Genomic DNA, 26,893 nt, shown 5'->3' on the forward strand with positions numbered 1-26,893 from the left:
ATCTCGATGATTTCCTCGAACTCTTGAAGCTTCTCTGGCTCGTCAGTTTTGATTATCAGAGCAACGACGTTGTGGGCCCTCTGGAGTTCCGGATTGAGTTTAATCGTGTAACGCTGAATAATTCCTTCTTTCTCAAGTTTTTCCAGCCTCGTTTTAACAGTTGGCCTGCTGACGCTGAGTCTCTCCGCGAGTTCGGAAATGCTCAATCTCGAGTTGTCCATGAGGAGGTATATCAGCTTCAAATCCAGTTCATCCAGCTTTGTCATGGTAAACACCTGTGGGTTATTTGTTTCAAAATATAAAAATTCTTCGGTTAGTGTTTACACTTTGGTAGAAATAATGCCCTTAAGGTGTGCTGTTGAGTAAATATCGGTGGTGGTTATGAAGCTCACGCTTAAAGTCAACGGCATGACCTGTGCCATGTGCGTAAAAACCATAGAAACGGCCCTAAAAGAGCTTGATGGCGTTAAAGACGCCAGAGCCAATTTAGGCTCTGAGAGTGTTTACGTGGACTTCGACGAGTCAAGGGTCAGCCTGAATCAGATTATAAAGACGATTGAAGAGCTCGGTTACCAGGTGGTCAGGGAAAAGAGAGACGCAATAATAAAAATCGGTGGAATGACCTGTGCAATGTGTGTTAAAACCATTGAAGTAGCTCTTAAAGAGCTCCCAGGGGTTTTAGATGCCCAGGTCAATTTGGCAACTGAAAAGGCTAAGGTAAGCTATGATCCAAGTTTAGTAAGCATGGAAGACATTAAGAGGGCAATTGAAGAGGTTGGCTACCAATTCTTGGGAGTTGAAGGTGAGGAAAGCTATGACGTAGAAAAAGAGGTTCGAGAGAAGCACATAAGGGAAATGAAGAAAAAACTTGCAGTTGCTTGGGGAATAGGAATACCTCTCTTCGCCTCAGCGCAGCTTCACAGGTTTGGAATTGAAATTCCCAACCTAATTTACATTCAATTCCTGCTGGCAACTCTGGCAATAATCTACGCTGGAAGGGATATCTTTGGAAAGGCTCTCAATTCATTGAAGCACAAAAGCTTAAACATGGAAGTCATGTACTCCATGGGAATTGGTTCTGCTTATTTTGCAAGCGTTTTAGCTACAATAGGAATTATTCCGAGGGAGTTCAACTTTTATGAGGCAAGCGTTTTGCTGATGGCCTTCCTCCTGCTTGGACGCTACTTGGAGACCTTGGCCAAAGGAAGAACGAGTGAGGCAATTAAAAAGCTCATGGGGCTTCAAGCTAAAAAGGCAACCGTAATTAGGGATGGAAAAGAGATTGAAGTTCCAATAAGCGAAGTTAAAGTCGGCGATATTGTCATAGTCAAGCCTGGAGAGAGGATCCCAGTCGATGGAATTGTAATTGAGGGAGAAAGCTACGTTGACGAATCGATGATTACCGGAGAACCAATTCCAAATTTAAAGAAGAAGGGCGACGAGGTTATCGGCGGAACGATTAACAAGAACTCCGTGCTTAAAATCGAGGCAAAGAGGGTCGGAAGAGACACCGTTCTGGCACAAATAATTAGGCTCGTTGAGGAGGCACAAAATACAAGACCACCGATTCAGAGATTAGCGGACAAAGTCGTTACATACTTCATTCCAACCGTTTTGACAATAGCACTAATCTCCTTTGGATACTGGTACTTCATAGCTGGCCAGCCCCTGCTCTTCGCCTTCACAACACTGCTCAGCGTTTTGGTGATTGCCTGCCCATGTGCCTTTGGCTTGGCAACTCCAACGGCTTTAACAGTTGGAATGGGCAAAGGTGCTGAAATGGGCATTTTAATTAAGAACGGTGAAGTACTGGAAATAGCGAGGAAAGCCACGATAGTTCTCTTCGATAAGACGGGGACGCTAACAAAAGGGACGCCTGAAGTTACGGATGTAGTGACTTTTGGCATTGATGAGAAAGAGCTTTTGAGCTTAGTAGCTTCAGCTGAAAAGCGCTCAGAGCATCCACTAGGAGAAGCCATAGTTAGGAAAGCTCAAGAGCTCGGATTAGAGGTTAAAGAGTCTCAAAGCTTTGAGGCAATAACCGGCAAGGGAGTAAAGGCAGTAGTGGATGGAAAGGAAATCTTGGCCGGAAATAGAAAGCTGTTCAAAGAGAATGGCTATTCAATAGAAGGAGAGGTCGAAAAAGCCCTCCTCCGGCTTGAAGATGAGGCTAAAACGGCCATAATAGTGGCAATTGACGGAAAAATAGTGGGAGTTATTGGAATAGCGGACACAATCAAAGAAGGTGCGAGAGAAGCGATAGAAGAGCTTCACAAAATGGGCAAGAAAGTTGGAATGATTACCGGCGACAATAGAAGAACCGCAGAAGCGATAGCTAGACAGCTCAACATAGATTACGTTTTAGCAGAAGTTTTGCCCCAGGATAAAGCAAATGAAGTGAAGAAGCTTCAGGAGAAGGGAGAAGTAGTCATTTTTGTCGGAGATGGAATAAACGACGCTCCCGCTTTGGCTCAAGCTGACATAGGCATAGCGGTAAGCTCTGGAACCGACATAGCAATGGAGAGCGGAGACATCGTCTTGATTAAAAACGACTTAAGAGATGTGGTTAGGGCAATAAAGCTCAGCCAAAAGACGCTCTCAAAGATTAAGCAGAACATCTTCTGGGCGATGTTCTACAACACCATCCTAATACCCTTCGCCGCTGGACTGGCCTATGTGCTCTTTGGAATCACCTTCAGACCAGAATGGGCTGCTGGAGCTATGTCATTGAGCAGCGTAAGTGTCGTTACAAACTCCTTGCTTTTGAAAAAAGCTAAGATTTGAGGTGGTTAAGATGATCAGGGAGTTTGATGGTGACTTTGGAAAAGTTAAAAGGGCCAAATATGCCCTCCTTTGGTTTTCTTCTCCTGGCTGTCCACCATGCAGGATGATTGAACCGTTTATGCACGAGCTGAGCGAGGAGTATAGGGAAGTGGAGTTCTGGGAGGTTGACGTGGAGAAGCATCTTCCACTTGCGGAGAAGTTCGACGTCATGAACGTACCTACGCTGATTTATCTCAAAGAAGGAAATGAAATCACGAGGCAGAACCTGGTGAGGAAGAAGGAAGAGGTCGAGGAGAAGCTAATGATGCTTCTGGGTTCTGACTCCTGAAGTTTCTGGGCTTTGCTTTTTATCTTGTTCCCTTTGATTGCGTATGAAACTAATAAAGGTCGAGATTCTTCACGACCACCACCGACTTAGATTTGGATAGGCTCTATTTTAGAAACCCGATGAACGAACGTTTCGGGGGTTTCATTCTGGAGTTAGCAGGTCTGGTGGATTGAAATGTCAGAGCCACCGGAACAGGTTAGCAGACGTCAGGTTTAAGTTTCTTCAGGCCTTTTTAACTACCGGAGAACAATTCGGATGTGGTGGCAATGAAAAAGAACGAATGGGAAGAGTTTTTTGATAGGGAGGCAAGTCATTACCTGGAAGAGCCGTTTACTAAACACACAAAAGAGGAAGTGGAGTTTTTATTGAATGAGTTTCAGCTGCCAGAAGGAGCCAAGATACTGGACGTTGGCTGCGGTGTCGGAAGGCACTCAATAGAGCTTGCAAAAAGAGGCTACAAAGTTACAGGAATTGACATATCCCAGGGAATGCTTGAAGAAGCAAGAAAACGAGCTCAAAAAGAAGGTGTTGAAGTGGAGTTCATAAAAGCAGACGCCACGAAGTTTAAGCGTGAGGAGGAATTTGACGCTGCCATATGCCTCTGCGAAGGTGCTTTTTCGTTAATCGGTTCAAGTGACGACCCAATAGAGCACGACTTGGCGATACTCAAGAACATTTATGAATCCCTAAAGCCCGGCGGGAAATTTATTTTGACTGCCCTAAGTGCCCTTTCAAGAGTCAAAGGAGCATCAAACGAGGACATAGCCAAAGGAACTTTCGACCCAAACACCATGACGTTCTTTGAAGAAATTGAGGCACCCGATGGCACAAAAGTCCCGATTAGAGAGCGTGTCTACGTCCCCACAGAGCTTTACTTAATGTTCAAAATGGTTGGGTTTGAAGTAAAAGCCATCTGGGGAGGCACTGCTGGAAGGTGGGGAAAGAGGAAGGTGGATTTCGACGACATTGAGATAATGGTTATAGGTGAAAAGCCCAGAAGGGAGGGGTAAAATTCGGAGCTCACATTTTCTTTTTAATGAAAGAGCGCATCACGCCCGCGTATAGGGCGGGGGTCAAGGTTAAGTAGTTTTCCACCGTAATCACTCCGGTGGGAGCATGCCTGTTATCGAGGTTGAAAACGTTAGGAAATACTACGGTGAAGTGAGGGGCGTTGAAAACTTGAGCTTCTCCGTTGAGGAAGGGGAAATCTACGGCTTTTTGGGCCCCAACGGGGCAGGAAAGACGACAACAGTTAAAATCTTGGTCAAGATAATCAAGGACTACGAAGGCGAGGTTAGAGTCTTTGGAAAAGACTTGAGAGAGTGGGGCAAGGACTACTACCAGAAAATAGGCGTCTCCTTTGAGTTTCCCGCAATTTACTCGAAGCTCACGGCCCTTGAAAACCTTGAGTTCTTTGCCTCCTTCTACAAGAAGCACCTTGACCCCATGGATGTGCTCAAAATGGTGGGCCTTGACAAGGAAGCAGACCAGTTGGTTGGGAACCTTTCCAAGGGTATGAAGAAGAAGCTCGACCTCGCGAGGGCCTTCCTCCCTGATCCGGAGATACTCTTCCTCGATGAGCCTTTAGAGGGTCTCGACCCTGGAAGCGCAAGGAAGATTAAGGACATGCTCCTTGAGATGAGGGAGAACGGAAAGACGATTTTTCTAACGACACACAACATGTACGTGGCGGACGAGCTCTGCGACAGGGTGGCCTTCATAGTGGACGGTGCTGTGAGGCTCGTGGACAGCCCGAAGGAGCTCAAGGTCAAGATGGGTAAGAGGGTTGTGAAGGTTGAATATGCCGCCAGTGGCAACGTTGAGGTTAGGGAATTCCCGCTAGAAGGCTTGGGTCAGAACGAGGAGTTCCTCGAAATCCTCCGGAACCACGAGGTAAGAAGGATAAACACGGAGGAGCCTACGCTCGAGGAGATATTCCTAAAGGTGACGGGGAGGAGGCTCGTATGAGCTTTGCCCAGCTTATGAAGGTCGAGTTCAAGGTGGGCATAAGGAACTACACCTACCACATCTACTTCCTCGTGGCCCTTGCTTACGGCGTTGTGCTGAGGGCCTTCCCGGCGGAGTACGTCCCGACGATGGCACCGCTTTTCATATTTATCGAGCCAGGTATGCTCGGCTTTATGTTCATTGGAACCTCGATATTCTCCGACAAGAAGGACGGCACTATTGGAGCGCTCTCCGTGACGCCGATGGAGTGGCGCGACTATTACCTCTCCAAAACGATCATCATGGCTTTACTAGCTCTTATCGGGGCGCTAGTGATAGTGGTCGTCGGTGCTGGCTTCAACGTCCAAATCGCCTACGTGCTCATCGGAACTCTGCTGGTCTCGGTGGTCTACACCCTCCTCGGCATAGCGATAGCTGCAAAATACAGGGATCTGGACGACTACTTCGTGCCCCTGCTGGCCGTCATGGTGCTTTCTTTCCTGCCCTTTGCGGCATACCACGGGCTCATAAGCGGCCCATGGGGGAAGGTGCTCTACATTATACCGAGCTATCCGGGACTCTACTTCTTCCACGCGGGCTTCGAGGAGATAGCGAGGGAAACACTGATGTGGTCGGGCATTGCCCTTGTAATCTGGGGCATCGTAGCATACAACCTCGCTAAAATCCGCTTTTACAAATACGCCGTGGAGGGATTGAGATGAGTTTTGTGAAGAAGTTCCTCGCCATTTACAGGATTGACTGGAAGATGCTGAAAAGGGACCCGATGCTCGTTTACAGCATCGTCATTACCCTAATCCTCCTTTTCGTCGTCCGCTACTTCAAGGACCGGCTGGGGGTTCTCTATCCGCCCGCAGCAATCTTTTGCATCATCTTCATTCCCCTCATCTTCGGCATGATTCCCGGCTTCATGATGGCCAACGAAAAGGAAGAGAAAACTATAGCGGCCCTTCAGGTGATTCCGATATCGAGTGAGGCCTTCTTAACGTACAGACTCCTCTGGGCATCTGCTGTAACGGTAATCCTCACGGGCCTAGCGCCGAAAATTCTTGACATAATGGTTCCATGGAAAGGCCTCCTGGCGCTCATGGCACTTTTCATCATTGAAGTGTGGACCTACGCGCTGTTGATAACTGACTTCTCGAAGACTAGGATGCAGGCTTTGACAGTTTCAAAAGTCGCCGGCTGGCTGCTCATTCTTCCACCGGCCATAAAGTTCATCGTGATCGCTAGGAACATGTCAACTGATTGGAGCAAGTTCACGGCCTTTCTTCCGACCTACTGGGTTTACAGGCTCTTCGAGGGGATTCCTTTCAACGACTACGGCGATTTCTGGCCGGGGCTGGTGGTCCATCTGATGTGGCTGGTGCCTCTGGTCTGGCTGTTCAGGAGAAGGGTTCTTTGACTTTGTTTCTCATTAATCTGCTCCACCCAGTCAGATGCGATGTAAAATGAACGTACTTCACGGTCTTATCCTTCGGGTACATACTGGAGAAGCTTATCTGGACAGCTAAAGAAAGGAGGGGAATAATCCCACCAAGGCACTGTTGTCATTCCTCAGCAAAATGGCTACCCCTTTTCTTTTTTATCCCTCATAAGCTCTTTGATGAGCTCTTGAAATTCTTGTTCAGCCTTTATCTTCCTATAGAACTCGTACTCCTTTAACACAAAATTATAGTGATCGCGTTCATCATTTGCGAGCTCTAGGAATATCTGTTTATATTCTGGAATTCCTATGTTCTTTTCCAAATACAGATATACTTCTTCTGCCAATTTCTCATATTCCATGGCGATTTCGAGAATATCAAGATACTCCCTCGCTGTTTTTAGCTTGAACTCCCTTTCTTTGAATATTTCAGTCCAACTCTCAAAGGGGACATCTTTTGGCTCTTCGCCGGGATATAACGTTTTAAAAATCTCTGTTACTTTTTGCTCATGGGATTTTTCTGTCTCAATAAACTCCTTAAATCTCTCTTTGTAATAATCGCTGGGAATATTTTCATAGAGAAAAGTGTAAAGGCTTGTTGAGTCCCCTTCGCCTTTAACAACATAACTCAGAACATCCCTTAGGGGCATTTTGGTAATCTGCTTCAGAATCTCCCTCACCTTTTCTTCGATTTCTGCTTTTTTCATGAAAACCTCTAATGGACTTTCCATAATTGCTCCCCTCTTTGTAATTTTCTTCATGTTTTTTAAACTTTTTTTGCTGCTTTTATTTTTGGATTTTTAGGAAACTTCCAAAAAATTAAACAAATGAAACACTTTGACATCCCACCATTACCTTTAGCCTTTTTGCAGCCATAGGGAGTATTGGCGTGAGCAATGGGAAACCAGGAAGTTACTCGATCTCCCATGGAAGGATAGAAAAGAGGTGAAGCTAAAAGCCTCACTCAAGCTTCTTGTGGCAGAACCACCAGTCGTAGCACTCGATCTCGCCCTTGGCCTTGGCCTCCTCGCGGGCCTTCTTCTCTTCGATGGTGGCAGCCGGCGGGATGATGACATTGTCACCGATAAGCTCGTTGTTCGGCCACTTGTGCGGCAGAGCAACGCCGTGCTCGTCGCTGGTCTTGAGGGCCTTGACGAGCCTGAGTATCTCATCCCAGTCCCTGCCGACCTCGGCCGGGTAGTAAACTATCGCCCTGATGACGCCCTTGTCGTCAACGACGAAGACGGCCCTCGCGGTTATGGTGGAGCCGCTTGGGATCATGCCGAGCTTGTCGGCGAGCTCACCGCGGTCGTCGGCTATGACGGGGAAGTCGATCTCAACGCCGAGGTTGTCCTTAATCCACTCCATCCACTTGATGTGGCTGAAGACCTGATCAACGCTCAGTCCAATTGGCTCGACGCCGAGCTTCCTGAACTCCTCGGCCCTCTTCTGCATGGCGTAGAACTCGGTGGTACAGACTGGGGTGAAGTCGGCAGGGTGGCTGAAGAGTACGAACCACTTGCCCTTCTCGGCGAAGTAGTCCGGGAGCTTTATTACTCCGTGGGTGGTCTTAACTTCGACCTCTGGGAACTTTTCTCCTATGACGACCATCTTTCATCACCTCTTACTTTTTGTGTGTTTTTTTCACTATAAACCTGCTTGGTTCGATTATATAAATCTTTCGGTTCGGCTAACGGCATAAAGTTTGGCGAATATCCAATCTGCTTAATAAGCCCTGAGTTGTTCGTGCAAAGAATGTTCTTCATTTACCGTCATTTTGTGATTAAAATATCGGCAGGGGTTGTCAGAAAGAGAAAATCTTGGCCGAGATTTCGCCTCAAACTTTTCTCACATCAACCCAAGTTGAATGATATGCAGAACCGTTACCGTATTTTTCGACGGTTTTATCACTCGTCAGGAAATTCACGTTCCAGCCGAGCAACGATGGCCAGAAGGCCTTGTAGAGCAGGACGACGCCTTTAGGAACGTCATCGCTAAGTTTCACAGTCGTTTTAATCCCCCCATTGTCGTTGAAAACCTCCACGGTGTCTCCGTCGCAGATTCCTCTCTCCTCGGCATCCTCCGGGTTCATATAAAGGTTCGGATCTATTATCCCGTAGGTGTTGTGGTACTGGCTCGTTATCGTCATCCTGTGCGTTGGACTGAGCAGGCGGAGCGGGTAGTTGCCCTGTGGGGGCTTGTATTCCGGAAACGGTGATAGACCGCGCCCAACGGCCCTCTGGGAGTAGAACTCTATCTTTCCGCTTGGTGTTTCCCACTTCCTCGGCTTTTCTGGAACCTTTACGAAACCCTTAGCCTTCAGCTCCTCCCAGCTTAGGCCGTTGGCTTCGAGGACCTTCCTTATTACTTCCTCGTCGCTCTCGTAGAGGTATGGATTTTCTATGCCAAGGGCCTTGGCCAAAAGCCTCGTTACCTCGCTGTTGCTCTTTCCGTAAAGCTTTGCTACTGGCTCGTTCAAAGCTACGTGGCGATGGTAGTATGAATCGGCTATGTCAAGGCGCTCGAAGAACGTGTTCGCCGGCAAAACGACATCGGAAAAGAGTGCCGTGTCGGTCAGGAATATGTCGTGGGTAACCATGAAGACGTCGTTCTCAATCAGAGCCTTTCTAAGTCTGTTCTGATTGGGCAAACTCGCCAGGGGGTTGGAGTTGTAGACGTAGAGGAACTTTATTTCACCGCGCTCTATGTACTCGGCCAGCTTCATCTGGGGAATCCTCTTAATGGGTTTGGTCCTAAGAAACGCTCCTTCGGCGTAGCTCTTGTCTATTGTCTTCATGTCGTAGATGAAGCCAAGGCGGTGGCCAACTAAGGCAGGGAGAATCGCTATCGCCCTTACCGCTTCGCCTCCGCTTAAGGAGCGCTGGAAGCCGTAGCCGATGTGTATAACACCCCTCTTCTCGGCGAAGCCGAAGGCGAACTCCTCGATTTCTTCGCGGCTCAAACCCGTCTCGCGCTCGACGAGGTCAAGGTTCAATTTAGTTACATAATTCTTGAATTCTTCAAAACCGTAGACGTTCTCCCTCACGAAGTCTTCATCGTGGAGCTCGTTCTCGATTATGAGCCTCGCCACGGCCAGGGCAAAGAGAACGTCCGTGTCTGGCCGTATCTGGAAGAACTTCTCGCTCCTCTTGGCAGTTTCTGTCCTTATTACATCGACAGTCCAGATTTCAAGGTCGTAACGCTTCGCCAGCAGGAATCCGTGGAGGTTCGTCCAGAAGGCGTTGATGCCCCAGTAGACGAGCAGCCTCTGGTTTTTAAGCTCCTCGGGATCCATTCCAACTGCAGTACCATAGACGTCCCTCAAAGCTTCCTGGCCGGCCCTGTCGCAGATTCCATAGTCGAGCATCGCAGTGTTGAGATAGTGGAAGAGCCTGAGCGGGAAGGCGTAGTTCACGACCCCTCTATCACCGGCGTACTGATAAACCAGAACGCTCTCGCTTCCGTGCTTCTCGATAGTTTCCCTGAGCTTCTCGGCAACGAGGTTTATCGCTTCCTCCCAGCTGGTTCTCCTGAAGTTTCCGCTTCCCCTTTCTCCAGTCCGGACGAGAGGCTCTCTAAGTCTCTCCTTAGAATGGAACCACCTCGGCAGAAGTGCACCCTTGGGGCAGAGGAAGCCGGCCGTTACGGGATGCTCGGGGTTTCCTTTAACAACTAGGCGGCCGCTTTTGAACTCGCTCACTATTGAGCAAGTATCGTAGCAATCCCGCATGCACACCGAGAACGTCATGTCCCATCACGGAGCTATCTTGATTTTCTCAGCCGCGTCGCGTTCGAGGAGTACTTTGGCTATGGCCTTTGGCAGTGTCACCAGGTCCCCGGCTTTAAACGGTCCATACTCTCTAAGCTCCGGATCCAGAACCTTGGGAATATCAATCTTGACGAGATATGCTTCTCTGATCTCCCGCCTTGGCAGGGGTTCCTCCTCGGGGACCTCTTCCACCTTTTCAACGCCTTCGGTCGGCACCTCGACGGGTATCTCCTCGCGCTCGATGAACGCCCGCAGGATGGTGAAAATCCTCTTCTCCTCGGCGGTCATTCCGTAGGGTAAGCCTTCGACCGCGAGGTCAACTATTTTGTGGAGTCTGATTTTGATTATCTCGCGCATGAGCCTTTCGGCTATGTTGAGCTGGGCCAGATAAAGCCGTTCCTCTATGTCCTCGCCTCTCTCGTGGGAGCTCTCGGCGCTGAGCTTGAGGGCCTTTATAAGGCTGTCGAATTCGCGGTAGAAGTCCTCGTCCAGCTCGGCCAGTTCGCTGGAGGAAAGCTCCCTCTCGAGCAGTTCCCTGAGCTTGATGATGTCCATGCTCCCACCAGCCTAAATGAAGAAGGGGAAGGAAATCAGTCCTCAACCCTCGGGGCAAGCAGGAAGGTGAGCTTGCCCTCGTCCCTTATCGGGTAGTCCATCTGGAGGGGCATCTCATTGCCGAACTGGATTATAACTTCGTCGGCCTTTCCGATGCCTTTGATCATGTCGGCGAGGTAGCTTATTCCATAGGCGCTCTTGGTCTCCTCCTCGACCTCAAGGTCAAGTAAACCTTCGTCCTCGAGGGTAAGCTTTATCTCGACCTCATTGGTCTCGCCCTCGGCCTTCATGATGAACTCGTTCTCCCTGGCGATGAACTTTAGGGAGTCACTGACGAGGGAAGCGTCCTTCACGGCCTCCTTGAGAACCTCTCCGAGGACGACGACTTTGGCGGTAAACGGCAGATCTGGAAGGTCGAGCTCGAGCTCCTCAACCTCTATGAGCGGAAGGCGGAAGGTTCTCTTGGCGGTTCCCTCAAAGGTAACCTCGAGGAAGTTCTCCTCGCCCTTCCTGAGGATAAGGGTGTCCTTGTTCTTTCCGCGCTTGAGTATCTTCTTGAAGTGATCCATGTTGATGCCTATGGTTTCCTCCTCCTCGACCTCGTACTTGCTGAATATGCTCTCGGGGAGGTTGAGGTCAATGAGAACTACTCTGCTCGGGTCCATGGCGCGCATCGAAATTCCTTCCTCGGTTACCTTAAAGGCAGCCTCGTCTATGAGGTTGCTCGCGGTGGCAATAAGATCGGCGAAATCCTTGGCACCATCAAAAACTATCTCGAACGGCATCTTTACCCCTCCTTCAATATATTGAGCATCAGCCTAACCCTTTCTTTTCCACGAAATAAATAAGCTTTTCCGTTGTCGGTTTCGGGCAGTCTTTTATAAGCCTCCTCAAGCTCCTTAAGGGCCTTCTCAGCAAGCCGCCTGAGCACTTCGAACTTTTCCTCCTCGTTCACTCGTAGGACCTCCATACGTGGCCGCACTTGGTACACTTGTAGAATATCGTGCTCGGCTCATCGCCAGCCCTCGTCTGGAGCTCCCACCAGTAGGCCTCGTCGTTGCCGCACTTTGGACAGGTTATTTTGACCTTCGGCAGAGTCGCCACGTCCTGTTCTACGATGATTATGCCTTCGTCAGGCTTGTGCTCGACCTTCTGGGTAATCCTGTATTTCTTGGCGTCCTCCGGGTTAATGGGCTCCTCGTAGCCGCACTTACGGCAGACGAAAACCCTCTTCTTCTTGTCCGGAAGCATGATGCTGCCGCACTTCGGACAGAACTTCATCTCCTCACCCCCGCTGAGGGTAGAATAGTGGGGGATGGAATAAAAAGTTTTGCCAAGCAAATGGGGCATTCCAGTCCAATCGTAATGCCAGTCTTTCTGGATCTATCCAGTTACCTCAAACTCGACGGAGAAGTTCTGGCAACCCCTCGGCCAGCCGCACACTTCTTTAACGACCCTGTATCTCCCCGGGGGCAGTGGTGGGTAATAACGGGGGTCTCCTATGGACTGATTTGTGGGGAGGTAAACGAGGCGAATCTTCTGCTTCCACGAGCTGAAGGGGAGCACAGTATAAATTGGGAGCGTGAAGACGAGCCCCTGTCTGACCTTTACCCAGCTCCCGTTCTCCCAGCGGTAGATGAGGTACCCCTGGCCAAAAGTGATCGGCATCAAGCCGATGTTCCTCACCGTGAGCTCAGGCCTCTCCCAGTGGGCATAGGTTGTTTTGTCGAGGCTGACGATGACGTGAGGCCCGGTTAAGCCCCAGAGAAGAATAATGGCCGAGACCAGTAGAGCCTTCTTCAAGGGGCCTTCCTCCCTTCATCCTTTGATGTCAAACTCGGCTTCGGGCTTTACAGTTACATTGCCCACGAAGATGCTCTTGACGATCTTGTAGTGCCCTGGCTCAAGATTGAGCTTTGAGAGGTCTATCATCTGCTCCCAGCTCTTGCCGGGTTCAATGATGATAGCTATCTCTATGAAGGCCATGTCAAGGTTTACCTCCTTCCAGTTGCCGTTCTCAAGTCTGTAAAGCTGGAATGCATAGCCGGTTGTTGCCTCCGAGTCAGCGTTGTTGACCACTGTTAAAACCATAGTCTCATCCGGGGCATAGCCCGTCTTGTCAAGTTTCAGAACGACGTCTGGAACGGCGGGGACTTCGTCAGTTCCCCCATTATCTCCTCCGAGGGAGGAAGCCAGGAAATACGCCACGGGAATTATCAGGAGTGCCAACAGTACAGAGACTGCTTTTCTCATGCGAGCCACCAGAGAAGTATTAACTTCCAAGTTCTTAACGGTTGTCAAAACTTCAAGGGAGATTGAAGTGAACTGCCTGGGCACAGAGGGAGCACTTATTGGTCCCTAACTCCGCAGAGATATTAAGAAAAGGAGAGGGAATCACTCCTTCATCGGGAGGCCGTAGTCGAAGGAGTAGTAGACCTTCTGGTACTCCTTCCTGTACTCGGCGACCTCCTTCTCGACCTTCTTCGGGTCCTCCTTGTCGATGAGGACGCGCCTCATGAAGACCGCTATGTCCTTCATGTTGTCCTCGAGCATTCCAACCCTGGTCATCTCCTGGACGCCTATCCTGAGGCCGCTCGGGGTGTTGACCTTCTCGAGCGGGTCCCACGGCAGGAGGTTCTTGTTGAGGATTATGCCTGCCTCCTCGAGGAGCGGCGCAGCCCAGCCGCCAGCGGCCTCGTGCAGGTCGCTGACGTCAACTATGACCTGGTGGCTCTCGGTGTAGCCCTTGTCCTCGCCGATGACCTTGAAGCCCTCCTCAGCGAGGGCCTCGGCGAGAGCCTTGGCGTTCTTGACTATCTGGGCCGCGTATTTCTCACCGTACTCGAGCATCTCGGCGGCGGTGATGACCTTTCCGGCCATGTGGTGGAGGTGGTGGTTGCTAAGCACGCCTGGGAATATGGCCCACTGGAGCTTGGCGACGTCATCGCCGAAGTTCCTGTAGAGTATAATACCGCCCTGCGGTCCTGGGAATGTCTTGTGGGTCGAGGCGGTCATGACGTCGACGCCCTCTCTAAGTGGGTCCTGGAACTGCTTTCCGGCGATGAGACCGAGCACGTGGGCTGCGTCGTACATGACGTAAGCGCCGACCTCCTTCGCAACAGGCGCAAGCTCCTTAACCGGGTGCGGGAACGGGAAGAGCGAGCCTCCGAAGACGACTATCCTTGGCTCGAGCTCGCGGATGAGCTTTTCAGCCTTGTCAACGTCTATATTGAACTCCTCGTTGTCGAAGGGCCAGGTGTAGACTTCAAGGCCGCGCATTCCAGCGGCGCCGAAGGGCATGTGGCTTATATGGCCACCGTGGCTGGTGTGAAGGACTATCGCCTTGTCTCCGGGCTGGGTGAGACCGAAGAAGACCGCCTGGTTGGCGTTGGTTCCAGAAATGGGCCTCAGGTCAGCGAAGTCGCTACCGAAGAGCTTGCAGAAGAGGTCAACACCGATGAGCTCGACCTCATCAACGTACTTACAGCCCTGATAATACCTCTGTCTCGGCCATCCTTCGGCGTACTTGTGCATAAAACCGCTCGAAACGGCACGGTTAACGCTCGGAGAAGTGATGTTCTCACTTGCGATGAGGTTTATGGTCGAGCTCCTCCAATTCTCGTGGGCGTCCAGATATTCAATAACCTTGTCCCTGTACATCTTGTATCCGTTCTCCATGGGAAACACCTCGATAGAGGTTTGAGCGGGGAAAATATAAACCTTACCGCAGAATTGGAGGTTTATTCACGTGCTCCTTTCCTTTTGTTGGCAGCTAAGCAGGAGCTGTTTCGGAAGATGGTGAAAAAAAGTAAACTTTTTACAAGGTATGCTGCATGTGCTGAAAGGGTTTCAAAGCCGGGCAGGATTTTTAAGGACTGCCGACGTAGGTATACTCATGATAGAAGAAGCGGCCAAACTGCTCGCCCGCTCGAGGTTTGCGATTGCTTTTACCGGGGCCGGGATAAGCGCCGAGAGCGGGGTTCCGACCTTCAGGGGCTCCAACGGCCTGTGGAAGACGCACAGACCAGAGGAGCTCGCCACCCCAGAGGCCTTCAGGAGGGACCCCCATCTCGTCTGGAGCTTCTACAAATGGAGGATGGAGCTAATAAGGAAGGCCAGGCCAAACCCCGCTCACTACGCCTTAGCTGAGCTCGAAAGGATGGGAATCCTCAAGACGGTTATAACTCAGAACGTTGATGATCTGCACCGCGAGGCTGGGACTAAGAATCTAATCGAGCTCCACGGCAACATATTTCGCGTTAGGTGCACCTCCTGCGACTATAAGGAGAACCTGAAGGAGAGCGGTCGCCTGGAAGAGTTTCTGAAAGAGAAAGACCTTCCAAAGTGTCCGGAGTGTGGCTCCCTCCTGCGGCCCGATGTGGTCTGGTTCGGGGAGCCCCTGCCGAGAAAAGCACTGGAAGAGGCCTTCAGGCTCGCGGAGAGGGCTGACCTGGTGCTCGTCATAGGGACGAGCGGCGTGGTGTATCCGGCCGCGTACATCCCCCAGATAGTCAAGGAAACCGGGGGCAAAGTCATTGAGGTAAACCCTGAGGAGAGCGGGATTACGCCCATAGCCGACGTATTCCTCCGCTGTCCCGCTGGCGAGGCGATGGAAAAACTGATGGGGAGGATTAAGGGGCTGGTATGATGAAGGGGAAGGTTTTTCTCATTGGTTTTAACGAGGAGGAGGCAAATGCCGTAAAGGAGGCCCTCAAGGGACTCAGCGTCTTCGAGATTCCCGAGTACTGCAGGGACTGGATCGTGGGGGATGTAGTGGAAAAGGCCGAGACGCTGAGCGGTTCCTGCTACTGGCATCTGAGGAAGTTCGTAATAATGCACGGCGTTGATAACGAGACCCTCAAAGAGGTGATAAAAACCGTCCGATCCCTCGACCTCGGAAGGATCATATTCGCCACCACCACCGAGACTTCCCTAACGTGGAAGCTGGAGGATCTCCTGGACGAACTGATGGCCGAGGACGAGTACTTTCAGGCTTTGAGATGGGCCCGGGAGCAGGGCGCCAGGAAGAAGGGCCCGTTTCTGGATTTGGAGAAAGGTTAAATTACCCCAAAGCACAACTAATGGCGGGTGGGGAGATGATAAAGGTCGTGTTTTTTGACCTCGACGATACCATCGTGGACACGTCCAAACTGGCCGAGATGGCACGGAGGAACGCGATAGAGAACATGGTGAGACACGGTCTTCCAGTTGATTTCGACACTGCCTATCACGAGCTCCTTGAACTGATAAACGAGTACGGGAGCAACTTCGGCAGGCATTTTGATTACCTTCTGCGCCGTCTTGATCTTCCTTACGACCCCAAATGGGTGGCGGCTGGAGTTATAGCGTATCACAACACCAAGTTTGCCCACCTGAGAAGCGTTAAGGGTGCGAGAAAAGTCCTGCTTGAGCTCAAGAGAGAGGGGCTCAGTCTCGGTATTATCACTGACGGGGATCCGATAAAGCAGTGGGAAAAGATACTCCGCCTTGAGCTCGATGACTACTTCGATGCGGTTTTTATCTCGGACTTCGTCGGCGTCAAAAAGCCCCATCCAAAGATATTCAAGAAGGCCCTCAGGAGGTTCAACGCCGAGCCCCACGAGGCCCTCATGGTCGGCGACAGGTTGTACTCCGACATATACGGTGCCAAGAACGTGGGCATGAAGACCGTGTGGTTTAAATACGGGAAGTACGCCAACCGCGAGCTGGACTACCTCGAGTACGCTGACTTTACCATTAACTCCCTTGAAGAGGTTCTCAACATAGTCAGGAGGTTGACGAGTGAGGGGGAAAAGCGTTCAGATAAGGAAGTTCATGCTGATTGACAGCGCATACAAGTCCAGAATCCTGCGTGGGGACAAAGTTACGACGATACGCTACGGAAACTACGAGGCCAAGCCGGGGAGCGAGGTCTACCTCGTCATAACGCCGAGCGACACTGCCATAGCCAAGGTCAGGATAACCCGCGTTGAGCGGAAGAAGGTCAAGGAGCTCACCAACGAAGACGCAAAGCTTGACGGCTTTTCCGACGTGGGCCAGTTGGTCAGGGAGCTCTCCAAGATATACGGCGAGCTCTACGGCGACGACGAGGTTACGATTATAGGCTTTGAAATGATAAAGCGCTTCGACGACGGTATCCCGCTCAAGTGGCTCAAGGGGCTCAACTACCGCGAGCCCGATGAAATAGCCCGCCTTTACCTTGAGAACCAGGAAAAGCTGAACCTGAACCGGGAGACGGACTTCATACTGCGCAGGATATACAACGAGGGCCTTGGAAGGGCAGTCAGAACATTTGGGCCGAAAAAAGTCCAGCAGGCACTGCTCAAGGCATATCATGCGCTCTATGCAGCCGGCGTTATCTAACGGAAAGCTTTTTTAGTGTCGTTTTCCTTTTCAGAGTGCCATGGACGAGAGAAGAAAGCTTACAATCCTCCCGGTTGCCCTTGCAATCGTTTTCATTGCCCAGCTGGCGGGCCTGTTCGATGGGATAAACCGGGCTGTAAACTCTGCCATCCCTCTCGTCGATATCCCTTTGGTTCGCGCGTTCACGTTTCTCGGCGATGATATGCCCTTTTTTGCATTCATAGTTCTTGCAATTTTCCTCGACTGGCGCGAGAGGGAGAGGCTCTCCAGGGAGACGTTCGCCTTCGTCATTGCTGCCTTTGCCGGACTGGCTGTGGTCGGTTTGTTGAAGTTCACTCTGGGGGTTCCGAGGCCGAGACCCTTGCCGGTAGCGGGAGCCTTTAGCTCCGGCTCTTTTCCGTCCGGCCACACCTTCAGGGCTGCATTGATAGCGGCCTATGGAAGCGACCGCTGGGAGAGGCTCAAGCCACTCTTTTGGGTCTACGCCTTAGCCATAACCTTTACGAGGCTCCTCCTCCACTACCACTGGCTCAGCGATGTTCTCTTCAGCTTAATCCTCGCTCCCTGGCTTTATACTCTGGTCAGGGTCACCGAGAGCCGCTGGCTTCCAGTCTACAATGCCGTCGTTGAAAGGCTTAAACTGGGGGTGCTCCGGGTTGAATGAGCTCCTGAGGGTTTTTCTCCTCTCACTCCTCCCGACCTTTGAAGGTAGGTATGCCATAGTCTACGGTATAGGAAAAGGCTATCCCCTCTACGAGACCCTGATAGTGGCTTCCCTCGGTGTCCTGATACTATCGCTGGTTCTTCCGATTACGCTCCCCTACCTGGACAAGCTGATGCTCTGGCTGGAAAAGACACCCCTTGAGAAAATCGCGAGGCTCTACCTCTACTACGTGGAGCGCGTGAGGAAAAAGGCCCATCCATACGTCGAGAGATGGGGCTTCCTCGGGCTGACTATCTTCGTCGCCATACCCCTCCCAGGGACGGGGATCTGGACTGGCGCCTTAGCTGCCTACCTCCTTGGAATCGAGAAAAGAATGGCCGTTCCCGCCCTAATCCTTGGCGGCCTGCTCAGCATGGCGATAACGCTCATACCAAGCCTTGGGGTTTTCGTGCTGTCGTAATGCTCACATAATTTATAGCGATGTGAATCCGGAAAACAGAGAAAATGAAATTCGAAGCTAAGCTAGCTCCTTTCCTTTTGTCTCCTCACCAAGGGCCAGAACGTCGAGGGCGCCTATTAGAGAGATCACTGCTATGGTCAGAACCGCCAGCGCAGTGTCGCTGAGTTCCATGATTCTCCCTGCAACTATTGGGGCTATCCCACCGCCTATCCTAGCCATTGCTCCTGCCCACCCTGTTCCAGTCCCCCTTACACTGGTCGGATAAAGTTCGGGCGTATAGGCGTAGATGGCGCCCCAGGCACCCAGATTGAAGAAACTGAACATTATGGCGCTCGCAAGTATCATGGATGTGTTGGCTGAGCTCGCCGCGAAGTAGAACATCAAACCCGCAATCCCTGAGAGGAACAGGTACGAAGAGAGCGTTTTCTTCCTTCCAACGTGCTCAATCAGATAGGCGGCACTCCAGTATCCAGGCAACTGGGCAACTGCAGTTATGATGAAGTACTGGAAGCTCTTGAAGACGGTTATTCCAAGCGTTGAGGAGAAGAACTTCGGAAGCCAGATGAAGAAGCCGTAGTAGGCAAACGCTATGCTGAACCATGCTATGCTCAGCATTAGTGTCCTCCTTGAGTACTTCTTCCAGAGGTCTGCTATGGATGCTTTCCTGTGTTCCTCCGAGGGTTTCTGAAGCTTTACATCAACGCCGAAGATTCTCTTCAGTGTCCCCTCCGCCTCGGAGATCCTGCCTTTCACGAGTAAGAACCTCGGAGACTCTGGGAGTGTCAGAAAGAGCGGCAGGATAATCAGGATTGATCCGCCGAATAGCAGGATATTCCTCCAGTCTGCCATCACAAGGAGGGCCACCACTCCGATGATTATGGTTCCTATAGCCCAGAAGCTCTCCAGGATGGAAATCATTGCTCCCCTCACGGATTTGGGCATGAACTCGGCGAAGTACGAGCTGGCAACGGGCAGGGAACCTCCAAGTCCCAGGCCGACGATGAACCTGAGGAGTATCAGCTGGTTAAGGCTCCCGGCGAAGGAGCTTGCTATGGATCCGAGCGAGAATGTGACGACGGCTAGGGTCAGGGTCTTTTTCCTCCCTATGTGATCCGCGAGGATTCCGAAAAGCCACGCTCCGAAGAGCATTCCAAAGAGGGCCGCCGAGCCGAGCGAACCGAGTTTGGGGAGGCTACCCTGGAAAGCGGGTTCCTCCTTCAGCAGGGGTATGATCAGGCTCGCGGCTATGGTGTTCACTGCAACGAATGCCCATATCGCTCCAAGGACGGCCAGAAGCTTGTAATGGAAGGTTTTAAGCTCCGAATTTTCTATTACTTCCATTTTTCACCACCACTACGGTGTATTCGGGGCCCTTTCAGATTATTAAGGAAAGAGAAACAGTACTTTTAAGTGTTTGCCGACTGAAACCCTCAAAGTCGTTCATACTCCATCTTTGGCTGGTTGCCATAGGGATAACGCGGTCATGGGGTTCGTGATGCCTGAGAAAGGGATTGTGGCTTCTAAAATTGGAGTGTTGATGGCCACCACGAGCGTTCCTGGAGTTCACATCGGGAGCTACATGAACAAGACCGTGGAAGGGCCGCTTTTGATGACGCTGTTCGCGATCCTAATGATTGTCATCCGGTTAAGATGGTGGATTAAATTGCAGAAAGGGGAAAGAGAAAAGACCTTACATCGTCGCCCTCGTTATTCCCACGTCCTTCACGAGCACGTATGGGGTGAAGACCGGCGTCCTGACCTCCCACCAGTGGATGTGGTGGAGCTCCTTTCCAAGGGCGGTGATGTTCTCCAGAATTCTCTGGAAGTTGTCGCTCACGCGGATGTTCCTTATGGGCTTCAGCTCGCCGTTTTCGACAAGGAAGATGCCGTCCCTTGGGATGGTTGAGAAGTCGCCCTTGACGTAGTTCTGGAAGCGCGTGTACCAGACGTTGGTGATGTAGATGCCCCTTCTGACGTCCTCGAAGAGCTCGTCCTTTGAGTAGTCGCCAGGCTCAAGGAGTATGTTCCAGGCGTGGGGCATCGTCAAACCCGCGTTGGCTGTGGTCTCGGTTCCGTACTTCTTAGCTAGGCTCGTGTTGAGGAGGAAGGTCTTGAAGGTGCCGCTTTCAATTATGGTGGTTTCCCTCGTCGGAACGCCCTCGTCATCGAACTTTCTGGTGCCGTAGGCGTTGGGTATGTTGCCGACGTCCTTTATCGTTACTCCCTCGGCCGCAACCGTTTGGCCGAGCTTGCCGACGAGGAAGGAGAAGCCCGCCTCGGCAGCGAAGGCTGAGGTCATGAAGCTCATATAGCTGAGAAGGTTGGCGAAGGCTAACGGATCAAAGATAACATCGAACTTACCCTCAGGCCCCTGTTCCGGGTTTCTAGCTAAGCTGGCTATCTCTCCAGCCTTTCTTCCAGCGCTCTCTGGATCGAACTTTTTGAGAACTCTAACCGAGTTTGTCCCGTGGCCGCTCTCAAGGTCGCCGATGAAGGCTCTAACGCTTATCTCTATTCCCGTTCCCTCGTCAAAGGCCTCGACGCCGTTGCTCGTGGTTAGATAAAGCCTGTTGTGGTCAGTGTAGAGAACACCGGCGACGCGCTTAGCCCCCTCCTCTAGGGCCGCGTTTATGGCGGTCTCAACGTACTCGTTCGGCTCATCGAGCTCGACTATGGCCTTATCAAAGGTCTCTGGTATATCCCTGTATTTGAAGGGTCCCTCGGCGATGCCGTAGTAGTCCTCCTTTGGAGACATGTTCTTTAAAGTCGAGAGCAGGGCCTTGAGCGTCCTCTCGATGTTCTCCTCGCTCAGCTCGGTGATGCTCGTTCCCGCGATCCTCTTCTCAAGCTCGACGAAGAGCTCCACCTTCCTCTCGTGCCAGTTCTTGGCGACGGTTATCTCGTTGTTGGCGAAGCGCACCTGGCGCCTGTCCATTTCGTAGCCGAGGACGACAACATCGCCGAAGCCAAGCTCTTTGGCCTTCTTAAGGATGAATTCGTTAACGTCAAACATCTCCACCACCTCACGGCCTCCTCAGCGGTATTCTTCTGAGCCTCGCGTGGGCACCTCCCATCCAGACCGGAACGCCCTGGCCAGGCTCGCCCTTGCCGCAGGTTCCTGGGAAGTACTCAACCTCTTTGCCAACGGCATCGACGCTGCTCCACAGTGCCTTGGTGGTTATCTCCAGAATCGGTCTCCTCACGGGGTGCTTAATCTCGCCGTTCTCGATGAGATAAGCCTCTCTGCCGATGTAGCGCTGCTGGTAACGCCTGTCGTCTATATTCCACTCGTTGAAGGAGACCATGTAGACGCCGAGCTTTATGTCCTCAATCAGCTCCTCGAAGCTGTAGTCGCCCGGCGCGAGGTATGTGTTCGCCATCCTCACTATCGGCTCGCGGTTGTAGTTTATGGCCCTCGCCGCTGCGTTCGACCTCCGCCCGAGCTTTGCGGCATACTCCCTGTTGGTGAGGAACTCGGTGATTATTCCGTCCTTGATGAGGTAGCGCGGCCTTGCCTTAACGCCCTCGTCGTCGTAGAGATAGAAGCCCCAGCTGTTGGGTATCGTTGGATCTTCTATGACTGTGACAACTTCGCTTCCGATCCTCTCGCCAAGCATCTCCGGCTTTACGAAGCTTTCACCGGCCTGCGCCGCCTCCCTGCCGAATATTCTATCCGCCTCATACGGGTGTCCAACGCTCTCGTGAACAGCTATTCCAGCGACCTCGGGGCTTATGACCACATCCACTTTCCCCTCAGGCGGCTTCTGTCCCTCACCTATGAGCTTCTTCAGGGCCTGAACGTCCTTCACTGCCCACTTCCAGGGCTCATCTTTCTCTATGAGCTCTAAGCCGCCAGAGAAGGCCCTCTGGACGAATGGAGCCTGCTCCATCTGGCCGTTCTCGAGGACGACGAGGTTATACATTATCGAGACCTTTGGGATAACGCTCTCAACCAGCGCCCCCTCACTGTTGGCGAATATCTTGTGCCAGACGTAGTCCGAGTAGCCCAGGTACCTCATGGGCACGTTGATGCCCGTGTCGAGAACGTCCTCCTCAACCTTCTTGAGGAGCTCAAGCTTTTCCTCCGCTGAGACGTCCCGGAAGTCCTTCCTCATCTTGACCTCGTAGTAAACCTTGTGGAAGTCCTCATCGCTAAAGCGAATAGGCTCATTCCTTACCTTCGCAGCTGCTTTAGCGAGCTTGACAGCCTTTTTAACCGCTTCAGCAACGCTTTCCCTGGTGAGGACGTTTGTCGAGGCAAAACCCATGCCTCCATCGACCAGAACCCTCACGCCAATTCCCCTGTCGGAGATGACCTCGAGGCCTTCTGGATTGCCGTTCTTCATGGTCAGAGAAGTGCCGTCCTTCTCCTCAAAGCGAGCCTCGGCATAGCTCGCCCCGAGCTCTAAAGCCTTTTCAACGGCGAACTCAACGAGTTCATGCATGCACATCACCTCAGCTTACTGCATAGAATGGTGCGTTCAGGAGTATAAAAATCTTTTCGCTCAGATGGTGGTCGAAAAAGAGGCTACAATCTTCCACGTCTGGAAGGCAGAAACGAAGAGAGGAATATATCCTTCACTTCTCCTCGCAGGTGCAGGGACTGTTGCCGCAGTAGGGGCAGACGCCGGGGTATTTCTTTTTGGCTGCCTCCTCGAGGTCTATTCCGACAAGGTTGGCCAGGCTGGAGAGCCACGCCAAGACGTCGGCGAACTCCTCCTCCATTGCCTCCATGTCATTCTTCCTTATCGCCTCTGCTAACTCGCCAATCTCTTCCACGAACCAGAGGAACGTTTTATCCACTCCGCGCTTCGAGTCCTTATGAAAGTAAATCTCCCTTATCATTTCCTGGAACTCGCGAAGCTCCATCTTCTTCACCGAGGGGAAGAAGAGGAAAGGGGTATAAAAATCACTCGCTCGCCAGCTCTATGAGCTTTCTCATGTGGATTTCCGCCGTATCGAAGACCTCAATGCTAACGTCTCCAGCCTTTATGGCCAGAGGAAGCTCCGTGCAGCCAAGGATTACTCCTTCGACTTTCTCTTCCCTCGCATACCTCTCGATTAGTTCGACTATCCAGGGCTTGTTCCTGAAGTTCTCGAAGGCCAGCTCGTTGAAAATTATCGAGTTGAGCCTCTCCTGCTCCTCCTCGCTTGGAACCACGACTTCAAAGCCCTCCTCGCGGAGCGCGTTGACGTAGAAGTCGGAGCTCATGGTTGTTTTAGTTCCTAGGAGGAGAACGCGCTTTATCCCTCTCCTTTTGATTTCTTCAGCAACTGCCTCTATTATGCTCACCATCGGTACGTTTACTTCTTTCTGAACATCGGGGAAGACTTTGTGGGGAGTGTTTGCGGACATCGCTATTATCTCCGCTCCTGCCCTCTCAAGGGCTTTGGCGGCGTTGATTAGGATCTTCTTCCTCCCCTCCCAGCCTTCGGGGTTCTCGAAGAACCTCCGGAAGTTTATGGAATATATAATCAGCTCAGGGTAGACGTGCTTTTCGAACTTCTCGCGGCTTATCTCGATGTATTTGCGGTAGTAGTAGCAGGTCGATTTCGGCGTCATTCCGCCTATTATGCCTATCCTTTTCATGAGAACCACCAAGAGAGGTTGGAGTGAGTCTTTATGAGGTTTTTGGGGCTTGGATGAATTTTTTTCTCAAGAAATGGGTAGAAGCAAAAGAACTAAACCATCAAAAGAATCTCGTCCCACAGCCTCTCTGCCAAGGCGCGCTTGTCCATCCTCGGCAGTTTCTTGACGGCATCAGCCGTTACGAGGATGACCTCGTTCTCTTCGCTGCCGAAGGCCTTGAGTGTGTTGGCAACTACCACGTCGCTTTTGGCCCTCTCTATCTGCTTTCTGGCGGCGCTTACGAGTTCTTCTTCACTCAAGCCGGTCTCTGCCTTGAAACCAACGAGGAAAACATCGGGCTGGAGCTCTTTAACGCGGTCGATTAACTTGGGAGTCGGTTCGAGTTCGAGGGTTACCGGCTTCCCGCTCTTTATCTTGACATCTGCCTTGTTCTTAATGCGGAAGTCGCTCACCGCCGCTGCCAAAACCACGAAGTCATATTTCTTGGCCTTCAGCTCGTTCTCTATCGCCTCTAGCATCTCCTCGACGGTCTCTACTTCGATTTGGTTCTCGACGAAGCTCGGCACGCTTCCCTTGGTCCTTATCAGTGTCACCTCTGCCCCTCTGAGGTCTGCCTCCTCAGCTATGGCAACCCCCATTTTTCCGCTGCTCGCGTTGGTTATGTAGCGTATCGGGTCTATGTACTCCCTCGTCGCCCCAGCGGTTACGAGAACGCGCTTTCCGGCCAAATCTTTTTTATGGAGCTTTTTGATGACGCGGTATACTATCTCGTCGATGCTCGCTACCTTGGCCTTTCCTTCCTCGAACCTCGGCCCTATGAACTCGACGCCCAGCTTTTTGAGCTTCTCTATGTTCTCTGCGACTATCGGGTGGTCGTACATGCTCGAATGCATCGCAGGGGCAATCATTATGGGCGTGTGGGCGAAGGCCGTCGTTACAACCGTCGTAACGGGTGTATCGTCGATCCCGCAGGCTATCTTCGAGATTGTGTTTGCCGTCGCTGGGCAGACTAAAATCAGGTCGGCCTTGTTCTCGTGGTCTCCCGCCAGTTCCACGTGCTCTATGAAACCAGTGATTTCAGTAACGACGGGGTTTCCTGTTGCGAACTCCATAGCGTAGGGGTGGACTATCTTCGTCGCGCTTTCGCTCATGACCGCGTGAACTTCCGCGCCATGCCTAATAAGCTCTCTGGCCAGCTTTACACACTCAACGGCCGCTATACTTCCGGGGATAGCTAGGACAATTTTTTTGCCAACCAGCTTCCGACTCTTCGTGGCGTAGATAAGCTTAACGTGATGGAGCATCTCAATCACCACTCCCTATACGACCCGAACATCTAAATGTTTTGTGGCGGTGGGGACAGAAGGGGGTCACGTTTTGGAGTCATCCTTTATTCTTTGTATCGAGCCATTTGAACTCTCTTTCAAGCAGTTTGAGGTGCTTCTCCTCGATAGCGGCTGGATCCAGCATGACTATGAGGGTGGCTCCAATCAGTATTAGCTTGTCCTTAAGAGTGGTTAGGAACTTGAAAACGCTCTCGAATCCATTTTCAAGGATGAGGTACTCCAAGCCGTCAAAGATAATGACCGTGTTTTGGTCTGCACTATCAACGAGCTTCTGGAGGAGGGGCGCGAGGGAAGTTGGATGTATGGTGTTTTTCCCCTCTACCTTGGTTATCCATAAGTAGGGGATTCCACGCTTTTCAAATACCTCCGGTCTTCTGGTGATGGCAAGAGCCTCTTTGCCCCCCAAGTATGGCAGGATATCCCTAATGTTCCTGCTGGTTAAATAGGCATCTGCAGGAAGGGAACCTCACCGTTCATGATTTTCTTGGGGGCTATCTTTACCTCTATGGTGTGCTGCATTTTCCACACATAGGTGAAGACTACTCCACTTCCCAAGACGAGCAGCACGCTATTGAGTATCTTCATGAACCTGTGCTGGAGAATGTCGTTTATCATGTTCACAAAATAGCCAGTCCAGAACACCGCCGCACCCAAGGTAACCCCGTTGAGGGTCTCGCTTCCAAAATATTCCCTGAGCAGTGAATAGGAATGGCGGAGAAGGTAGAGTACCCCCGTCAGCACCAAAAAGCACGCTGCCTCTGCCAAGAGTTCAATTGTATTATAGATGTCCCACATCGTACCAGGCGCCCGCGGATAGTGCAAAAATGAGTTTTAATAATTTTTTGTTTTGAGAATCAAAGCTATCCCTCCCTAACTGCATCTTCCTCGAACTTCTTGACTTCCTCCGCGGTCCCGACCCAGACCACGATAGTTGGCTCGACCGTTATCATGCCGTCCTTTATCATCGGCTTTATCTCGCATATCGCCTTCTCTATCTTGTAGCCCCTGTCCACGGCCTCGACAATGATGGGTAAATCCGTGGAGAGCCTCATTACATCGGTGGAGTGAATTTTGCTCTTCTTCCCGAAGCCGTAGAGTCCACGATAAACAGTGGCACCAGCGATGCCCATCTCACGGAGCTTCCCAACTATCGCTTTATAGAGGGGCTTCCCGTCCCAGCGGTCGTTTTCCCCTATGTAAATTCTGAGGCGGAGCGTGTTCCAGTGCTCAACCTCGACCATTCTATCACCTCCTGGAAAGGATAAAGCCTGCAAAGACTAATGCAATCGTGATTATAACGTTTGCCGAGACGTTCAGGAAAGCTAAAAGGTATTCCTTCTCCCTCAGGAGCGAGAATGTCTCGTAGGAGAAGGTTGAAAAAGTGCTCAGGCCACCGCAGAAGCCCGTTCCGAAGAAGGCCCTCCAGTCTGCCGGAACGTCGATTCCCCAGAAGAGGAGGCCATACAGGTAGCCGAGGATGAAACTGGCTATGCTGTTGACGAGCAGTGTTCCAACGGGGAAGTCCCTGTAAACGGGCATTATTCCCGAGATGTAAAAGCGCGCCAGCGCTCCAAGGGCACCGCCGAGTGCTATCGCAACCGCTATCCTGCCGTTCATTCCATCACCGCCGAACCATGTGCAAG

Annotated in this window: 33 protein-coding genes; 12 read left to right on the forward strand and 21 right to left on the reverse strand. The window is 51.5% G+C overall.

Annotated elements, in window-relative coordinates:
* Positions 1-266: Lrp/AsnC family transcriptional regulator (locus E3E23_RS00005; RefSeq protein ID WP_167905488.1), on the reverse strand; the 266-nt coding region annotated here is incomplete at its 3' end.
* A 115-nt stretch (positions 267-381) separates the two neighbouring features.
* Between E3E23_RS00005 and E3E23_RS00010 the strand changes: the two genes are divergently transcribed.
* The 6 genes from E3E23_RS00010 to E3E23_RS00035 all read left to right on the forward strand — a co-directional run bounded on the left by E3E23_RS00010 (position 382) and on the right by E3E23_RS00035 (position 6,482).
* The gene (locus tag E3E23_RS00010; protein ID WP_167906451.1) at positions 382-2,784 is read left to right on the forward strand and encodes a heavy metal translocating P-type ATPase; all 2,403 of its coding nucleotides are present in this window, start codon (positions 382-384) and stop codon (positions 2,782-2,784) included.
* Between the two features lie 10 nt (positions 2,785-2,794).
* Entirely contained in the window at positions 2,795-3,112 is a 318-nt protein-coding gene (locus E3E23_RS00015; protein ID WP_167905489.1) for a thioredoxin family protein, read from the forward strand.
* 266 nt (positions 3,113-3,378) lie between these two features.
* Positions 3,379-4,122 (forward strand): class I SAM-dependent methyltransferase, encoded by a 744-nt coding sequence (locus E3E23_RS00020; protein WP_167906452.1) that lies wholly within the window; start codon positions 3,379-3,381, stop codon positions 4,120-4,122.
* Positions 4,123-4,228: 106 nt separating this feature from the next.
* A complete protein-coding gene (locus E3E23_RS00025) occupies positions 4,229-5,080 on the forward strand; it encodes an ABC transporter ATP-binding protein (RefSeq protein ID WP_167905490.1) in 852 nt (283 codons plus the stop codon).
* Positions 5,077-5,781 carry an ABC transporter permease gene (locus E3E23_RS00030; RefSeq protein ID WP_167905491.1) on the forward strand — a complete coding sequence of 235 codons (705 nt, stop codon included), beginning with the start codon at positions 5,077-5,079 and terminating at the stop codon, positions 5,779-5,781. Before E3E23_RS00025 ends, E3E23_RS00030 begins: the two co-directional genes overlap by 4 nt.
* Entirely contained in the window at positions 5,778-6,482 is a 705-nt protein-coding gene (locus E3E23_RS00035; protein ID WP_167905492.1) for an ABC transporter permease, read from the forward strand. Before E3E23_RS00030 ends, E3E23_RS00035 begins: the two co-directional genes overlap by 4 nt.
* Positions 6,483-6,646: 164 nt before the next feature.
* On the opposite strand, the gene E3E23_RS00040 is transcribed toward E3E23_RS00035, so the two are convergent.
* From E3E23_RS00040 to glyA, 10 genes are all read right to left on the reverse strand, one after another.
* Positions 6,647-7,264 (reverse strand): ferritin family protein, encoded by a 618-nt coding sequence (locus tag E3E23_RS00040; RefSeq protein ID WP_240920697.1) that lies wholly within the window; start codon positions 7,262-7,264, stop codon positions 6,647-6,649.
* Positions 7,265-7,463: 199 nt separating this feature from the next.
* Positions 7,464-8,114, reverse strand: a complete 651-nt coding sequence (locus tag E3E23_RS00045; RefSeq protein WP_167905494.1) for a peroxiredoxin — start codon at positions 8,112-8,114, stop codon at positions 7,464-7,466.
* A gap of 226 nt (positions 8,115-8,340) precedes the next feature.
* On the reverse strand, positions 8,341-10,251 hold the full coding sequence (locus tag E3E23_RS00050; RefSeq protein WP_167905496.1) for a molybdopterin-dependent oxidoreductase: 1,911 nt from the start codon (positions 10,249-10,251) through the stop codon (positions 8,341-8,343).
* A 6-nt stretch (positions 10,252-10,257) separates the two neighbouring features.
* Complete coding sequence (locus E3E23_RS00055) at positions 10,258-10,827, reverse strand: hypothetical protein (protein WP_167905498.1); 570 nt, start codon at positions 10,825-10,827, stop codon at positions 10,258-10,260.
* Positions 10,828-10,862: 35 nt separating this feature from the next.
* Positions 10,863-11,612, reverse strand: coding sequence for a DNA polymerase sliding clamp (locus tag E3E23_RS00060; protein WP_167905500.1), 750 nt, complete (start codon positions 11,610-11,612; stop codon positions 10,863-10,865).
* A 2-nt stretch (positions 11,613-11,614) separates the two neighbouring features.
* A complete protein-coding gene (locus E3E23_RS00065; RefSeq protein ID WP_068667227.1) occupies positions 11,615-11,797 on the reverse strand; it encodes a hypothetical protein in 183 nt (60 codons plus the stop codon).
* Complete coding sequence (locus E3E23_RS00070; protein WP_167905502.1) at positions 11,779-12,108, reverse strand: transcription factor S; 330 nt, start codon at positions 12,106-12,108, stop codon at positions 11,779-11,781. The genes E3E23_RS00065 and E3E23_RS00070 overlap by 19 nt, the downstream gene beginning before the upstream one ends.
* Before the next feature lie 102 nt (positions 12,109-12,210).
* Positions 12,211-12,630, reverse strand: a complete 420-nt coding sequence (locus E3E23_RS00075; RefSeq protein WP_167905504.1) for an immunoglobulin-like domain-containing protein — start codon at positions 12,628-12,630, stop codon at positions 12,211-12,213.
* 15 nt (positions 12,631-12,645) lie between these two features.
* Complete coding sequence (locus tag E3E23_RS00080) at positions 12,646-13,080, reverse strand: immunoglobulin-like domain-containing protein (RefSeq protein WP_167905506.1); 435 nt, start codon at positions 13,078-13,080, stop codon at positions 12,646-12,648.
* A 141-nt stretch (positions 13,081-13,221) separates the two neighbouring features.
* On the reverse strand, positions 13,222-14,505 hold the full coding sequence (glyA, locus tag E3E23_RS00085) for a serine hydroxymethyltransferase (protein ID WP_167905508.1): 1,284 nt from the start codon (positions 14,503-14,505) through the stop codon (positions 13,222-13,224).
* A gap of 217 nt (positions 14,506-14,722) precedes the next feature.
* On the opposite strand from glyA, the gene cobB reads away from it, so the two are divergent.
* Genes cobB through E3E23_RS00115 form a run of 6 tightly spaced genes read left to right on the forward strand, consistent with a single transcriptional unit; the run spans position 14,723 to position 18,314 of the window.
* Complete coding sequence (cobB, locus tag E3E23_RS00090) at positions 14,723-15,475, forward strand: NAD-dependent protein deacetylase (protein ID WP_167905510.1); 753 nt, start codon at positions 14,723-14,725, stop codon at positions 15,473-15,475.
* Positions 15,472-15,888, forward strand: coding sequence for a DUF3783 domain-containing protein (locus E3E23_RS00095; RefSeq protein ID WP_371807505.1), 417 nt, complete (start codon positions 15,472-15,474; stop codon positions 15,886-15,888). Before cobB ends, E3E23_RS00095 begins: the two co-directional genes overlap by 4 nt.
* 35 nt (positions 15,889-15,923) lie before the next feature.
* Positions 15,924-16,652, forward strand: coding sequence for a TIGR02253 family HAD-type hydrolase (locus E3E23_RS00100; protein ID WP_167905512.1), 729 nt, complete (start codon positions 15,924-15,926; stop codon positions 16,650-16,652).
* Positions 16,609-17,190 carry an ASCH domain-containing protein gene (locus E3E23_RS00105; RefSeq protein WP_082872007.1) on the forward strand — a complete coding sequence of 194 codons (582 nt, stop codon included), beginning with the start codon at positions 16,609-16,611 and terminating at the stop codon, positions 17,188-17,190. The genes E3E23_RS00100 and E3E23_RS00105 overlap by 44 nt, the downstream gene beginning before the upstream one ends.
* Positions 17,191-17,230: 40 nt before the next feature.
* Entirely contained in the window at positions 17,231-17,854 is a 624-nt protein-coding gene (locus E3E23_RS00110; protein WP_167905514.1) for a phosphatase PAP2 family protein, read from the forward strand.
* The gene (locus tag E3E23_RS00115) at positions 17,808-18,314 is read left to right on the forward strand and encodes a COG2426 family protein (RefSeq protein WP_371807506.1); all 507 of its coding nucleotides are present in this window, start codon (positions 17,808-17,810) and stop codon (positions 18,312-18,314) included. The genes E3E23_RS00110 and E3E23_RS00115 overlap by 47 nt, the downstream gene beginning before the upstream one ends.
* A 57-nt stretch (positions 18,315-18,371) precedes the next feature.
* Here E3E23_RS00115 and E3E23_RS00120 read toward each other — a convergent pair whose 3' ends face one another.
* The 10 genes from E3E23_RS00120 to crcB all read right to left on the reverse strand — a co-directional run bounded on the left by E3E23_RS00120 (position 18,372) and on the right by crcB (position 26,867).
* A complete protein-coding gene (locus E3E23_RS00120) occupies positions 18,372-19,655 on the reverse strand; it encodes an MFS transporter (RefSeq protein WP_167905518.1) in 1,284 nt (427 codons plus the stop codon).
* Positions 19,656-20,004: 349 nt separating this feature from the next.
* Positions 20,005-21,327, reverse strand: a complete 1,323-nt coding sequence (locus tag E3E23_RS00125) for a TldD/PmbA family protein (protein ID WP_167905520.1) — start codon at positions 21,325-21,327, stop codon at positions 20,005-20,007.
* A gap of 10 nt (positions 21,328-21,337) precedes the next feature.
* Positions 21,338-22,759 (reverse strand): TldD/PmbA family protein, encoded by a 1,422-nt coding sequence (locus tag E3E23_RS00130; protein ID WP_167906455.1) that lies wholly within the window; start codon positions 22,757-22,759, stop codon positions 21,338-21,340.
* A 133-nt stretch (positions 22,760-22,892) separates the two neighbouring features.
* The gene (locus tag E3E23_RS00135) at positions 22,893-23,183 is read right to left on the reverse strand and encodes a MazG nucleotide pyrophosphohydrolase domain-containing protein (protein WP_167906457.1); all 291 of its coding nucleotides are present in this window, start codon (positions 23,181-23,183) and stop codon (positions 22,893-22,895) included.
* A 40-nt stretch (positions 23,184-23,223) separates the two neighbouring features.
* Positions 23,224-23,904, reverse strand: a complete 681-nt coding sequence (locus E3E23_RS00140; protein ID WP_167906459.1) for an aspartate/glutamate racemase family protein — start codon at positions 23,902-23,904, stop codon at positions 23,224-23,226.
* Between the two features lie 92 nt (positions 23,905-23,996).
* Positions 23,997-25,208 carry a bifunctional phosphopantothenoylcysteine decarboxylase/phosphopantothenate--cysteine ligase CoaBC gene (coaBC, locus tag E3E23_RS00145; protein ID WP_167906461.1) on the reverse strand — a complete coding sequence of 404 codons (1,212 nt, stop codon included), beginning with the start codon at positions 25,206-25,208 and terminating at the stop codon, positions 23,997-23,999.
* 79 nt (positions 25,209-25,287) lie between these two features.
* Complete coding sequence (locus E3E23_RS00150) at positions 25,288-25,656, reverse strand: DUF835 domain-containing protein (protein WP_167905522.1); 369 nt, start codon at positions 25,654-25,656, stop codon at positions 25,288-25,290.
* 32 nt (positions 25,657-25,688) lie between these two features.
* The gene (locus E3E23_RS00155; RefSeq protein ID WP_167905524.1) at positions 25,689-26,072 is read right to left on the reverse strand and encodes a hypothetical protein; all 384 of its coding nucleotides are present in this window, start codon (positions 26,070-26,072) and stop codon (positions 25,689-25,691) included.
* A gap of 38 nt (positions 26,073-26,110) precedes the next feature.
* Entirely contained in the window at positions 26,111-26,491 is a 381-nt protein-coding gene (locus tag E3E23_RS00160) for a DUF190 domain-containing protein (RefSeq protein WP_167905526.1), read from the reverse strand.
* Positions 26,492-26,495: 4 nt separating this feature from the next.
* The gene (gene crcB, locus E3E23_RS00165; RefSeq protein ID WP_167905528.1) at positions 26,496-26,867 is read right to left on the reverse strand and encodes a fluoride efflux transporter CrcB; all 372 of its coding nucleotides are present in this window, start codon (positions 26,865-26,867) and stop codon (positions 26,496-26,498) included.
* Positions 26,868-26,893: the final 26 nt, after the last annotated feature.

The organism is Thermococcus sp. CX2 (assembly GCF_012027555.1).
Classification (GTDB): Archaea; Methanobacteriota_B; Thermococci; order Thermococcales; family Thermococcaceae; genus Thermococcus.